Source organism: Pseudomonas baetica, assembly GCF_019733355.1.
GTDB classification, from domain to species: domain Bacteria; phylum Pseudomonadota; class Gammaproteobacteria; order Pseudomonadales; family Pseudomonadaceae; genus Aquipseudomonas; species Aquipseudomonas baetica_A.
In genome coordinates, this window is sequence record NZ_JAIHLQ010000003.1 from 48,645 (window position 1) to 62,217 (window position 13,573).

Sequence of the window (13,573 nt, forward strand, 5' to 3'; positions counted from 1 at the left end):
GTGACGGCGGGCCGCGGATTATGCCTCAACTCAAGGCGTTTGGTTGATCATCGTGCGGATCTTGCTGGCCAGAAGCTCAATGGAAAACGGTTTGGCCACCATGTCCATGCCGTCCTCCAGAAAACCCTGACGCTCGGCGGCTTTCTGCGCATAACCGGTCATGAACAGGACCTTGAGCCGTGGATGCTGCTGCCGGGCGATTTCCGCCAATTGTCGGCCGTTCATGCCCGGCAGGCCAACGTCGGTGACCAGCAAATCCACGCGCACGCCGGATTCCAGCAAGGGCAGGGCGGTCTTCGCGTCTTCTGCTTCGAGGGCGTTGTAGCCCAACTCGTTGAGCAGATCGAGCACTAGCATGCGCACCGCCGGATCGTCTTCGACCACCACCACGGTTTCCCCGGTGACGGTGCTCGGGGTCTGCTCAACCGGCTCTATAGCCGGGTGCTCAGGCTCAATGCCATGCAGGCGCGGCAAGTACAACCGTACGCAAGTGCCCTGGCCCGGCAAGCTGTCGAGGCTGACATGACCGCCCGATTGCTGGGCAAAACCATAGATCATCGACAAGCCCAGACCGGTGCCTTGGCCGATGGGTTTGGTGGTGAAAAACGGATCGAACGCTTTCGATCGCACCGAAGGCGTCATGCCGGTACCGTTATCGCTGACGGCCAGCATCAGGTAATCGCCAGCCTTGACTGGCTCAAGCGTCGTGATGTCGCTGCCGTCGAGATAGACGTTGGCCGTCTCGATCAGTAACTCACCCCCATGAGGCATTGCGTCCCGGGCGTTGATCACCAGATTGAGCAGGGCGTTTTCCAGTTGGCTGACGTCGGTGCTGACCGACCACACCTGATCGGCCAGGCGCAATGTGAGTTCGATCGGATCGCCCTTGGTACGGCGGATCAGATCTTCCAGTGAATGGATCAGCGTGTTGACGTTCAGCGTCTTGCGATCCAGCGATTGTCGCCGCGAAAACGCCAGCAAACGGTGGGTCAGCGCCGCCGCACGGTTGGCGGATGACACCGCGGCTTCGGTGAAGCGCCCGATCTCCTCGACCCGGCCGTTGGCGATGTAGCGCTGCATCAGGTCGAGGCTGCCAATGATCCCTGTGAGCATATTGTTGAAGTCATGGGCGATGCCGCCGGTGAGCTGCCCGACCGCTTCCATCTTCTGTGCATGGCGCAGCGCGTCTTCGGCGCGCTCGCGTTCGAACATCTCGTTCTGCAGTCGCTGATTGGCCTGAGCCAGTTGCTCGGTGCGGGCGCTGACGCGCTCCTCCAGGGTTTCGTTGAGGTTGCGCAGGGCCTCCTCGGTTTTTCTGCGCTCGGACTCGTCGATCACAAAGATGTAGAAACCATTGACCGCACCCTCTGCGCTCAGACGCGGCAAGTAGTTCATCAGGGCATGGCGGTTGCTGCCGTCGCGGTGCGGCGTGTAGAGGCTGAATGAGCAAGGCCGGCCCGCCAGCGCTTCGGCGATATACGGTAAGCGCAGGAAATACGCCTCTTCGCCTATCACTTCACGAATCGTGCGGCCGTAGAGCTCCTGCGGTGTCTGGCCGTACCAGTCGAGATACGCCGCGTTGTTCAGGCGAAAACGTTCTTCGTGGTCGACATAGCTGATCAGGATCGGCATGGCGTTAATGATTAACTGCAACTCGGTCTGGCTCTGACGCAACGCTTGTTCGGTGTGTTTACGCTCGGTCAGATCGAGCGCGGCGCCGAGGAAACGTACTGGCCGACCATGGTGATCCTTGTAGCAGCGCCCGCGAGCAAACACCCAGCGCAGCTGTCCGCCAGGTTGCAGCAGGCGATATTCCTCGGCGTATTCGGTGCCGTGAGTGATGCAGTGCTTGATGCTGCGCGCGACCATTGGCCGGTCCTCGGGATGCACGCCTTGCAGGTACTCGGTGATTGGCAACTGCCCCGCCAGCGCCGGATCGACGCCGTGCAATTGGGCGAAATGCGCGTCGGCAATAAAGCGGTCTTCGCCGATGTCCCAGTCCCAGGTGCCCACCGCATCGGTTGCGGCGAGCGCCAGTTGCAGGCGCTCTTCAGTTTCACGTTGGGCTTTGAGGCTTTCGTCGGAGCGCCGTTGCAGTTCCAGTGCAATACGCCGCCGCTCGTTGGTTTCAATCGCTGTGACCAGAATTCCCGCCACGTATGCGTTTTCATCGCGGATCGGACTGTAAGTCAGGTCGAGCCAGAAATCGGAATCCTTGCCATCGTGTTGCAGAGTGAAGCGTCGTTCGCTGTAGGTGCGCACCTGGCCTTGTAGGACGGCGCTGTAAATCGGGTCAGTGAAGTCTCGAAGTTCCGGCCATATCTGGTGGGCAGGCTGTCCGAAAGCGTTCGGATGCTTGCTCCCGGCAAGCAAGGCAAAGCCGTTGTTATAGATCTGCGTCAGCTCCGGCCCCCACAACAGCAACATCGGCATCGGCGAGTGAATCACGATGTCCACCGCGGTACGCAGGCTTTGCGGCCAGGTCCCGGCAGCGCCCAGAGGGGTGCGACTCCAGTCGGTGCGGGTGATCAGTGTCTGGGCGTCGTCGGTGGTCGGTGCAGCGTTCATCAAGGAGTCCTGAGCGTCATTCAGTGCGGCGGCGTCTACTATCCTAGTTCGGTAGACGCTGTTTGGCCCGTTGCGTCACGGCGCGGGCACTCTCTGTTCATTGCTGGCTTCGCGGGTGTTCTTTGCCATGGAAATCGATGCACTGCTCAAACTACTGGCGAGCCGTCACGGCTCCGACCTGTTTCTATCCACGGGCGCGCCACCCAGTGCACGATTCGAGGGGGGGCTGACACCGTTGAGCGACCAGCCGTTCAAACCCGGTGAGGTAGCGACAATCGCCAACTCCCTGATGGACGCCGAGCAGCGCCGGGAGTTCGACCGGGATCTGGAAATGAACCTGGCGATTTCCAGAGCGGGCATCGGCCGCTTCCGGGTCAACATTTTTAAACAGCGCAACGATGTCTCAATCGTCATCCGTAACGTCAAGCTCGACATACCACGCTTCGAAGATCTCAAACTGCCGCCTGTATTGCTCGAAACCGTGATGCTCAAGCAGGGCCTGATCCTGTTTGTCGGCGCCACGGCTTCGGGAAAATCAACCTCACTGGCAGCGCTTATCGATCACCGCAATCGCCATAGCAGCGGGCACATTGTCACTATCGAAGACCCGATCGAATACATCCACCGCCATCAATGCTCGATCATCAATCAGCGTGAAGTAGGCGTCGACACCCGCAGCTTTCATGCCGCACTGAAAAACACTCTGCGTCAGGCGCCGGACGTCGTGCTGATCGGCGAAATTCGCGACCGTGAAACCATGGAGCATGCATTGGCGTTCACTGAAACCGGCCACTTGGTGATTTCAACGTTGCATGCCAACAACGCCAATCAAGCGCTGGACCGAATTATCAATATGTTCCCGGAAGAACGTCGTCCGCAGTTGCTGAACGCGTTGGGAAACAACTTGAAAGCCTTTGTCTCACAGCGGTTGGTGCGCACGATTGATGGACAAAGGAGGGCGGCGGTCGAGGTGCTGTTAGGGACGCCAACAGTGGCTGACCTGATCCGGCGGAATGAGCTGGGTGAACTGAAAGATATTATGGAGAAATCAGCGGAGGCGGGTATGCAAACATTTGACGTCGCCCTTTATAACCTGATTGAAGAGGGTGTTGTCAGTGTTGAGGAAGCACTCGGATTTGCTGATTCCATCAATAATCTAAGGCTGCGGATAAAGTTGGGTTCAAGTGTGAAGGTACAAGGAAAGTCTTCTGGGGAGTGGGGATTGATGGAGTGAGTGTGTTGTGTTTTTTAATTGTAAGTGTCGCGTGTATTCCAGGGTTTGAAACTTGAGTTAATAAATCGTAAGTTGAGGAATCTTTTGTTCTGTTTGATGGTGTTAGTGCTGAATTAAACATTGAACTTATTGAGTTTGAACAAAAGATGAAGGTTAGAAATATTTTAAGTAAAAGTGCTGTTCTGACTGCGCAGGATAATCAACTGTGCATCGCTGGTGATGAGGTGGAGCGCAAGGTAATAACGAATGTTCTTTATCAGTTGTACAAGGTGCGTAACAGTGCCGTTGTGATTGATATGGAGGCCATTACTTTGACACTGCACGAGGGTTCATCTTTTTATTATGTGCACAAGCCACTCAGCGAGAAGCTAAGTAAGCTGGTAAAGATCTTTCATCAAGACGCCAATGCGAAAATTACAAGTGCTGATTTTGAGGTCTGGATGGATGCCGGGAGTGACGGTGACGCTGACAATGTAGTGAGACAAATCGAGTATTTTATGCATGCACGAGCCAACCGTGAGCAGCTCAGGGAGGCCAGTGAACAAACGGGGGGTGCCATCCGCACGGAGGCTGATGAAGCCAGTTATGCTCAATGGCTGCGCTTTCATGGGTTGAACGTTCCGACGAACGTCGAACAGTTTATTCAACTTCTCACCTTTTTACAGTGGGAGTTCCGTCCCTCCCATCGAATCGACAAATATTGGGAGCAAATCAATGGGCACACCGGAAACTCCGTTGCACTGACCGCCTCTCAATGCCAGGAAATTCGTGCATTGACTGCTTCGTTCGTTCCCGGGGGCAAGAATCTTCTGGAAACGTTGTATGAAAATGTCAAACCCGTTTTATACGATGCTGTTGATTGGGAGAATGCTGACGGCGTTATTACGGAACTGGTGCACCATGATTTTTCCTACGCACTTGCCAAAAAGTACGTGAACGCTTTGGGTTGGTGGGGCGCGCGAAATGGAGAAGTGTTCGATGCCGATGATCTGGCGCAAGTCTTGTTTACGGCGATCATTCTTCAGCTAGATCCGCAGGTTGGAGCCGTCGAACAACGAAACGTTATTGCTGGCTATAACATTTATGCTTCGAACGTTGCTGTTGATAAGCCTCTGGAGAATATCCGTCAAGGATTTGAACAACATCTGGTCAATAGCAAAAAGGTCTCTCGCAATCTGGCTCCTTTGGCGTCGCATTTGTTGTTGTCGTCCACAGCGCCCGGCTTGCTGGTGAAAAGCGTTCCCTCTTGGCTGATGGTGGGCTCGATCGCCTGGGTCACTTTTTTCCAGGCTGTTAGCGTGATTGAATTGATCGCGGCTGGGGCTTCACGGTTCCTTCATTACGAAGACGTCATGCAGTTCGCCGAACTCGCTACGGTGAGTACCGCGCTGGATCAACTTCAAGGCATGGCGGCGATAGAAGGTGTGATTGACTGGGGCCTAATCAATGAAGTTATTTCTTATGACAATCTCAAATCATCCACCGCTGATGCTGTTAGAACCAGTCTGGCTGCTTATCAAGCGCATATAGCAACGATGGTTAATGGTGCCAAGGCATTTTCTACACCGGTACCGAGTCGGAAAAAACTTGCGCTGGCCGCTCTGGAAAGTGCAATGCCGGGTTGTGACTTTCTTGAGACGCCGCTACTGCGACCTGCCCCTTACTCTGCGATGAGGGTGTCAATGCTCGATTTGCATATTGAAGGTCTATTAAGTTCCGGAGAGTGGGACTGGAACAAGACTCCGCACATCCTTGGTGAATATCCTCAACTTACCGGGTTGGTGCGCAATCAGGATGTTTTTGAAGCTGAAGTCCGTGCCTATCATGGCAATATTCATCGAGCGATGGCATCCAACATAAAGCTGGCATTGGCGGGCATGCCACGCCAGGATCGAGATGTTTTCGGGAAGAGCAAAATTACTTTCTTTACCGTCCGTGAACCGGTGGTTGAAACCATTTATCCGGAGAAAGGTAATTTCAACCTGATAGGTGTCGCTAACAAGGGAGCGCAACAAGTAGAGTTGCAGGGTAAAAAAGATCAGGCGCGAGGCCGGTTTGCAGTGATCATGATTGCCTCTTACGGTAACAATCAGACGCTCTGTTATGAATTATTCAGCCTGCTGGGCGAGTGCCGAAGAAACGATGCACTCGGTAAACTAGTCCTGGAAACCAAGAAAATGGGGATGCCTGCATGGCTGGAGATGAAAAGAAGCCCCAATGATGCACAGTCTCCATTGCCTGAAACTCATAATGTTCCAACTGACCTTGAAAGTTACACTCAGGGCAAACGTCCGCGCCCCAATGCTTGCGATAAGATGGTCATAGAAAAACTGGGTACCCTTGCAGCACCTGCATCCGCTACTGAAGACAAGCACAGTCTTTATCAGTTTTTCATGAGTCCTCATATAGAGAATATTGCAAAATTCGTTGTCACCCATCGCCCCGTCGGAAGCGTCAGTGAACTGGTTGAAGCGTTTACTGAACTCACAGATAAAGAGCGAATTGCGAAAACGACTGATGAGGTGCTGCAATATGTTGTCGACTTGATTGTGCCTTTCAAAAAATGCATTGAAGACCTGGCTTCAGGTGATCGAAATAAAGTGGTCGATGGGGTTTATGCGTGTTCGATGGACGCGATCGGAATTTTCTTTGCGGTCTTAAGCGCTCCGGCAAAACTATTGAGCATTGCAGCAAAGAGTGCCTCGCTGGCAGCCAAGCTCGCGAGCGGCATAAAATTTGGCCTCCAGTTGACTATTTCGACATTAAATCCAATCGATGGCATACCCACCGCAGGATTCAAGGCTACAAAAGCACTCCTGAAAAGTGGACGTACTGGATGCTTGAAATTGGTGGACTCGGCGACATCCCAGTTGTACCGGTTAACCGGTCGACGTCAATCCGTGGATTTCCTGCAACTGGCCAGTCTGCCTCAGGTTGGGCAAGGCAAGTGGCGTCCGCGTGGCAGCACGGTGGATGCAACGAATGTTTGCGCTTTGAAAAAAAATGAACAGTGGTATGGCATCAGCAGCCGCGGTAATCCTTGGGGTAAACAGCTGGACGGCTTCGAACTCAAAGGTGCATTTGCAGTACCCAGTGTCCGGCCCGAGGCTTACACCAGTCATATTATTCAGCACGGCCTGTCCAAGGCGCATGAAAAGGTTCAAGCCGCCATTTCTGTGTTGGGAACGCCGGCGCATAAGCCCCGGACTGACCTGACGATCGGGCTGTTTTTTGGCACAACGGATAGAGGTCGCGATAGCTTTTCAGTGGCTTTGGCTGCGATCCGAGTGGATCTCGGCGGCACGTCGATCAGTAATTTCGTCCTGGATAGCGCCAAGGTCGACAATCAGATCATGCAAGTCGAACAGAGCCAGTACAACGAGTGGAAAAAAGCCGGCCTGAATGATCGGGAAAATGTTCAGTACTTGACCATCAGCAATCAGAATCTGAATGATCGGTTTAATGCTGCGGGTTTCAGCTACGGAGAAGTGGCCGATGATCTGATCCATGAAATGCTCCGTGCAGGAGCAGGAAAGGGTGAGCGCGTGATCGCCAAGGCCACATTGCGCAACAAGTTACCCGTTCTGGACGTAGCGCCGTTACTGAATCTGGCAGCAGGTCGTTTGCCGAAGCCGGATGGGACTGGCGGCTATTACAATCGTGACGAGGCTCTAGTTAATGCGGACTCTTTTGCGATTGTGACTGCACTGCTTAGCCAGATGGAAACGAACCCCGACAAATACGCCAATAACATGAATATCGTGGAGGCGGCCGTTAAAGGCAGTGCCGGCCGAACCATTGATGGTGAGGTCTTGATCAACCTGAATTTCGATTGATCTGCAGCTATGCCGCAGGCTTGCCTGAGGCATTTGCTTTCGCCCGTTAGCTACGGTTTTTTATACACTGAGCTCAGGCCGATCCCGAAACTGCTCCAGCGCTTCGGGATTGGCCAGGGCATCGGTGTTTTTCACCGGCCGCCCATGTACCACCTCGCGCACGGCCAGCTCCACAATCTTGCCGCTGATGGTGCGTGGAATGTCCGTGACCGCAACGATCTTCGCCGGTACATGCCTTGGTGTGGTGTTGGCGCGGATCATCTGACGAATGCGCTGCTGCAGCGCCTCATCCAGTGCCATCCCTTCACGTAAGCTGACAAACAACACGACCCGCACGTCATCCCGCCACTGCTGACCGATGGTGACGCTGTCGAGCACCTCGGCGACTTTCTCGACCTGTCGATAAATCTCCGCAGTACCGATGCGCACGCCGCCGGGATTGAGTACGGCATCTGAGCGACCGTGAATCATCATCGCGCCATGAGGCAATTGTTCGGCGTAATCGCCCTGTGCCCAGACACCGGGGAAGAGGCTGAAATACGATTGGTGCAGTTTTTTTCCGTCCCCGTCATTCCAAAGGCCGATCGGCATCGCCGGGAAGTGCCGGGTGCAAACCAATTCGCCTTTCTCGCCGATCAGCGCTTTGCCGGCGTCATTCCAGACTTCAACCGCCATGCCCAGGCTCTTGCCCATGATTTCGCCACGACGCACTGGCGACAGTGGGTTGCCATTGACGAAACAGGAAACGATGTCGGTGCCGCCGGACATCGAGGCCAGGCATACGTCGGTTTTGAAGTCGCGGTAGACGAAGTCATAACTCTGTGGCGACAGCGCCGAACCGGTGCAAAGCAGGGTTTTCAGGTTGCTCAGGTCGTGGCTTTCGCGAGGTTTGACGCCGCTGCTCTCCAACGTTGCGAGGAACTTGGGGCTTGTACCGAAGACGCTGACACGTTCGTCTTGGAGCAGGTCCGGCAAACGTTCCGGGCCCGGACGAAACGGCGAGCCGTCGTACAGCACCACGGCGCTGCCGACCGCCAGTGCCGACACCAGCGAGTTCCACATCATCCAGCCGCAGGTGGTGTAGTAGAACAATCGATCTCCAGGGCCGAGATCGACATGCAGTCCGTGTTCCTTGACGTGTTGCAGCAACACGCCGCCGGTGCTGTGCACGATGCACTTTGGCACGCCGGTGGTGCCGCTCGAATACAGCACGTACAGCGGATGAGCGAACGGCACCGGGACGAAACGCGGCTCGTCGCCGAGCAGGTAAAAGTCGTCCCAGAGCGTGACTTCGGCGTGCGTCTGATAGTCCTCAGCGCGAGCCCGTGGACGCGCGTACGGCACGATGACCAGATGTTGCAGCGACGGCAGTTGCGCAAGGATTTCGTTGATTTTCGTTGTTTGATCGATCTCTTTACCGGCGTAGCGATAGCCTGCGCAGGTGAGCAGCACTTTCGGTTCAATCTGGCCGAAGCGGTCGATCACCCCGTGGGTGCCGAAGTCTGGCGAAGAGCACGACCAGATCGCCCCGAGGCTGGTGGTGGCCAGCATCGCTATCAGTGTCTGCCAAGTGTTGGGCATACACGCGGCGACTCGGTCGCCGAGGCCGACGCCCGCCGCTTGCAGGCTGGCTTGAAATCCGGCGACGTGTTGGGCCAGTTCGGCCCAGGTCAACTGTTCACGTTGGCCGTTTTCCGCCACGGCGACGATTGCCACGGCATCATCGCGGCGACGCAACAGGTGTTCGGCGAAGTTCAGGGTGGCGCCCGGAAACCACTCGGCGCTGGGCATTTGCGCGCCTTCGCGCAGCACGGCATCGGGCTGGGTATGGAACCGGATATCGAAAAAATCGACGATGGCCTGCCAGAACGCTTCGCGCTGATCGATGCTCCATTGGTGCAGGGCGGGGTAGTCGTCCAGTTTCAGTGAATGGCGCTGATTGGCGAAACGGCGGAACGCGTCCATGCGCGAATCGGCGATACGTTTGGCGTCGGGTTGCCAGAGGATGTCGGACATTGTTTGCCTCTTGTTTTCTGAAGGTAGCGCGGCTTATTGCGCCAACCACCCACCATCAATATTCCACGCCGCGCCGCGCACCTGGCTGCCAGCCTCGCTGCACAGGAACAACACCAATTCACCCAAATGCTGGGGCGTGACGAACTCCAGCGATGGCTGCTTCTCGGCCAGCAAATCATGCTGCGCCTGCTGTGGGTCAACGCCTTTGGCCGCGCGGTCATCGATTTGCTTTTGCACTAGCGGCGTCAACACCCAGCCCGGGCAGATGGCGTTGCAGGTGACATGACTGGTCGCGGTTTCCAGGCCGACCACTTTGGTCAGGCCGATCACCCCGTGCTTGGCCGCCACATAGGCAGCCTTGCCGGTCGACCCGACCTGGCCATGTACGGACGCGATGTTGATGATGCGCCCCCAATCTTTGGCACGCATGCCCGGCAAGCTCAGGCGAGTGCTGTGAAACACCGAAGACAGGTTGATCGCAATGATCGAGTCCCAGCGCTCGACCGGGAATTCTTCCACGGCAGCGACATGCTGGATGCCGGCGTTGTTGACCAGAATGTCGACGCCACCGAATTCGCGTTCGGCGTAGACGATCATGTCGGCAATCTGTGCCGGGTCGCTGACATCGGCCGGATGATGGCCGACCTTACCGCCGAATTGGCCGACTTCGGCGATGACTGTGGAGGCATCACCGAAACCGTTGAGGATCAGGTTGGCGCCAGCCTTGGCCAGGCTCAGCGCGATGCCCAGACCGATGCCGCTGGTTGATCCGGTCACCAGTGCGGTCTTGCCCGAAAGAGTCGTCATGAATACCTCACACAATGCCAGTGGCGTAGAAAGTGCCGATCACTACGAAAACCGCCAGGGTCTTGATCAGCGTAATACAGAAAATGTCTTTATAGGCTTCACGGTGCGTCAGGCCCGTCACGGCCAACAGCGTGATCACCGCACCGTTGTGCGGCAGGGTGTCCATGCCGCCGCTGGCCATGGCGGCCACGCGGTGCAGCACTTCCAGTGGAATATTCGCTGCGTGCGCGGCGTTGATGAACTGCTCGGACATCGCCGCCAGCGCAATGCTCATGCCACCCGACGCGGAGCCGGTGATACCCGCCAGCAGGGTGACGGTGATGGCTTCGTTGACCAGCGGATTGGGGATCTGCTTGAGCCAGTCGGCCAGCACCAGAAAGCCCGGCAGCGAAGCGATCACTGCACCAAAACCATATTCGGAAGCGGTGTTCATCGCAGCGAGTAACGCGCCGCTGACCGCGCTTTTGCTGCCTTCGGCCAACTTGCTGCGAATCGCCTTAAACCCGAACACCAGCACCATCAAGATACCGATCAGCAGCGCGGCTTGTACCGCCCAGATCGCCGTCAGTTTGGCAATTTCGGTGGTCACTGGTGTAGCCATGCCTGGCAGCGCGAGGCTGTGGGTCTTGCCGTACCACTGCGGAATCCACTGAGTGAACAGCAAGTTCATGATGCCCACCGCCAGCAATGGTGACAGCGCAATCCACGGGTTGGGCAGCTTGAGGTCTTCAGCCGTTTCCGGCTCATTGCGCAACGCGGTGCCGTAACCTTCACCGGCACGCTGGGCCTTATTGCGTTGGCGCTGCAGAAACAGCATGCCAGCGCAGAACACGAAAATCGTGCCGACCAAACCCAGCCACGGCGCCGCCCATGCGGTGGTGTTGAAAAAGGTGCTGGGGATGATGTTCTGGATTTGCGGCGTGCCGGGCAGGGCGTCCATGGTGAACGAGAACGCACCGAGGGCGATGGTCGCCGGGATCAGGCGCTTGGGAATATTGCTCTGACGGAACATCTCCGCCGCAAACGGATAAACCGCAAACACCACCACGAACAACGAAACGCCGCCGTAGGTAAGCAGTGCGCAGACCAGCACGATCACCAGCATGGCCTGCTGGGTGCCTAACAGGCGAATGGCCGCCGCGACGATCGATCGCGAGAACCCCGACAACTCGATCAACTTGCCGAACACGGCGCCGAGCAAAAAAACGGGGAAGTACAACTTGATGAAACCGACCATTTTTTCCATGAACACCCCGGTAAACGCAGGGGCTACGGCGGAAGGGTCGGTGAGAAGGACTGCGCCGAGGGCGGCAATCGGGGCAAAGAGAATAACGCTGTAGCCACGGTAGGCCGCCAGCATCAGCAACGCGAGGGCTGCCAAGGCAATGATCACACTCATGGTGTGTCTCTCCAGAATTGTTATTTTTGTGGATGAAGCGGGTGTGGGAGAGGCTATAGCGAGTTTTGTGCCAGGTTCGTAACGTATTGAATTATATGGATTTAATGAGTTTTCATGACGATGAAAACAGTATTTTGTCTCTGTTTAGAGATTTTTATGGGGTGTGCCGGTGTCTTCGCTGGCAAACCAGCTCGCACAGAAACTGTGATAACCCCGCGGGAGCTGGCTCGTCAGCGATGCTTTTGATTTTGTCTTTAGTTAGAGAGTTAAGTCTCTCTATTGAGACTAAGTGATGCCCAGCGCCAGCATTTTCTTGTACAACGTCGATCTTCCAAGCCCCAACCGCGCTGCCGCCTCCGGCACGTTGCCCGCGCATTGCGCCAGGGCAGATTGAATCAACTGCCGGTCAAACCGTTCTCGCGCCTGAGCGAATGTTTCCTCGGTCAGCGCTTCAACCGTCGGCGTCGTCGCACGTTCAACCGGGGTAAACGTGCCGATAGCCGCACGAATGTCACTCTGCGTCAGCATCAAGTCATCACTGAGCAACGCCGCCCGTTCCAGCACATTGCGCAACTCGCGAATATTGCCCGGCCAGGCATGCTGCCCCAGTAATGCCAATGCTTCGCGGTGCAGTTCATGCTGACTGCGCAGCTCTTCGAGAATGGCTTCGCTGAGCGCGGGCAAATCGTCGAGTCGTTCACGCAGCGGCGGCACCTGGATCGGCAGCACGTTGAGGCGGTAATACAAGTCAGCGCGAAACTCGCCGCGCTTGATCGCTGCTTGCAGGTCGGTGGAGGTCGCGGCGATCACCCGCACATCGCTTTGGATCACTTCGTTGGAGCCTACCGGCTCGAACTCCTTTTCCTGCAACACCCGCAGCAATTTGCTTTGCAGCGGCAGCGGCATGTCGCCAATTTCGTCGAGGAACAACGTGCCACCCTGAGCGATTTGCAGCTTGCCGGTGCGGCCCTTACGGTCAGCTCCGGTGAATGCGCCTGGGGCGGTGCCGAAAAACTCCGCTTCCAGCAGCGCCTCCGGAATCGCCGCGCTGTTGATGCTGACAAAGGCCTTGTGTGCACGGGGTGATGCGCTGTGAATCGCCTGAGCCAGCAACTCCTTGCCGGTGCCGGTTTCACCGAGCAGCAAGACGGGCGAGTCAGCACTGGCGCTGCGCCTCGCACGGCGTTTAACTTCGAGGCTGGCAGCACTGGTGCCGATGAAATGGGCGAAGTTGTATTTGGTCTGACGTGCGCGCAGCAGTGATCGGGTCGAGGCGAGTTCTTCCTGCATGCTCAGGTAGCGCTTGAGCATCGGTGACAGCGTGCGCAACTCATCGAACAGGGCGAAGCCTATCGCGCCGATGACTGTGCCAGCGTCGTCGTGAATCGGCAGACGCATTACCACCAACGGTTCTTTTGGCGTGTCTTGCATGTCGAGCAAAATCGGCCGTCCGGTGCGCACCACTTCCCGCAGGAGGCTGCCGGGAATCACGCTTTCACAGGGCTTGCCGATGGCCCCTTCGGCCGACTCCAGGCCAAAACGGCGGGCGTAACGTTCGTTCATCCAGACAATGTTGGCATCGCGATCAACAATCACCGTGCCTTCGCTCGATTGCTCGATGATCTCGAACAGCGAACGGATCGCCAGGGTGCGAACCCGTTGGTAGTCCTTGAGGCTTTCGGTGGTGTTCATGTGCAGACTGATCCTGATTGT

General features: G+C 56.4%; 7 protein-coding genes. 2 read left to right on the plus strand and 5 right to left on the minus strand.

Annotation, left to right across the window (positions count from 1 at the left end; translation table 11 throughout):
• Window positions 1–30: 30 nt before the first annotated feature.
• Entirely contained in the window at window positions 31–2,568 is a 2,538-nt protein-coding gene (locus tag K5E40_RS03495) for a PAS domain-containing protein (protein ID WP_221729641.1), read from the minus strand.
• Window positions 2,569–2,695: 127 nt separating this feature from the next.
• On the opposite strand from K5E40_RS03495, the gene K5E40_RS03500 reads away from it, so the two are divergent.
• On the plus strand, window positions 2,696–3,802 hold the full coding sequence (locus tag K5E40_RS03500; RefSeq protein WP_221729642.1) for a PilT/PilU family type 4a pilus ATPase: 1,107 nt from the start codon (window positions 2,696–2,698) through the stop codon (window positions 3,800–3,802).
• Between the two features lie 146 nt (window positions 3,803–3,948).
• Complete coding sequence (locus K5E40_RS03505; RefSeq protein ID WP_221729643.1) at window positions 3,949–7,638, plus strand: hypothetical protein; 3,690 nt, start codon at window positions 3,949–3,951, stop codon at window positions 7,636–7,638.
• Between the two features lie 60 nt (window positions 7,639–7,698).
• On the opposite strand, the gene K5E40_RS03510 is transcribed toward K5E40_RS03505, so the two are convergent.
• The 4 genes from K5E40_RS03510 to K5E40_RS03525 form a co-directional block, all read right to left on the minus strand.
• The gene (locus tag K5E40_RS03510) at window positions 7,699–9,654 is read right to left on the minus strand and encodes an acetoacetate--CoA ligase (RefSeq protein ID WP_221729644.1); all 1,956 of its coding nucleotides are present in this window, start codon (window positions 9,652–9,654) and stop codon (window positions 7,699–7,701) included.
• 33 nt (window positions 9,655–9,687) lie between these two features.
• A complete protein-coding gene (gene hbdH, locus K5E40_RS03515; protein ID WP_221729645.1) occupies window positions 9,688–10,461 on the minus strand; it encodes a 3-hydroxybutyrate dehydrogenase in 774 nt (257 codons plus the stop codon).
• A gap of 7 nt (window positions 10,462–10,468) precedes the next feature.
• A complete protein-coding gene (locus tag K5E40_RS03520) occupies window positions 10,469–11,860 on the minus strand; it encodes a GntP family permease (protein WP_221729646.1) in 1,392 nt (463 codons plus the stop codon).
• Window positions 11,861–12,145: 285 nt separating this feature from the next.
• Window positions 12,146–13,552, minus strand: a complete 1,407-nt coding sequence (locus K5E40_RS03525; protein WP_221729647.1) for a sigma-54-dependent Fis family transcriptional regulator — start codon at window positions 13,550–13,552, stop codon at window positions 12,146–12,148.
• Window positions 13,553–13,573 lie beyond the last annotated feature (21 nt).

Bases quoted from the DNA above. Each gene is read 5' to 3' on its own strand.
- K5E40_RS03495 (WP_221729641.1), bottom strand. From the start codon at position 2,568: ATGAACGCTGCACCGACCACCGACGACGCCCAGACACTGATCACCCGC.
- K5E40_RS03500 (WP_221729642.1), top strand. From the start codon at position 2,696: ATGGAAATCGATGCACTGCTCAAACTACTGGCGAGCCGTCACGGCTCC.
- K5E40_RS03505 (WP_221729643.1), top strand. From the start codon at position 3,949: ATGAAGGTTAGAAATATTTTAAGTAAAAGTGCTGTTCTGACTGCGCAG.
- K5E40_RS03510 (WP_221729644.1), bottom strand. From the start codon at position 9,654: ATGTCCGACATCCTCTGGCAACCCGACGCCAAACGTATCGCCGATTCG.
- hbdH (WP_221729645.1), bottom strand. From the start codon at position 10,461: ATGACGACTCTTTCGGGCAAGACCGCACTGGTGACCGGATCAACCAGC.
- K5E40_RS03520 (WP_221729646.1), bottom strand. From the start codon at position 11,860: ATGAGTGTGATCATTGCCTTGGCAGCCCTCGCGTTGCTGATGCTGGCG.
- K5E40_RS03525 (WP_221729647.1), bottom strand. From the start codon at position 13,552: ATGAACACCACCGAAAGCCTCAAGGACTACCAACGGGTTCGCACCCTG.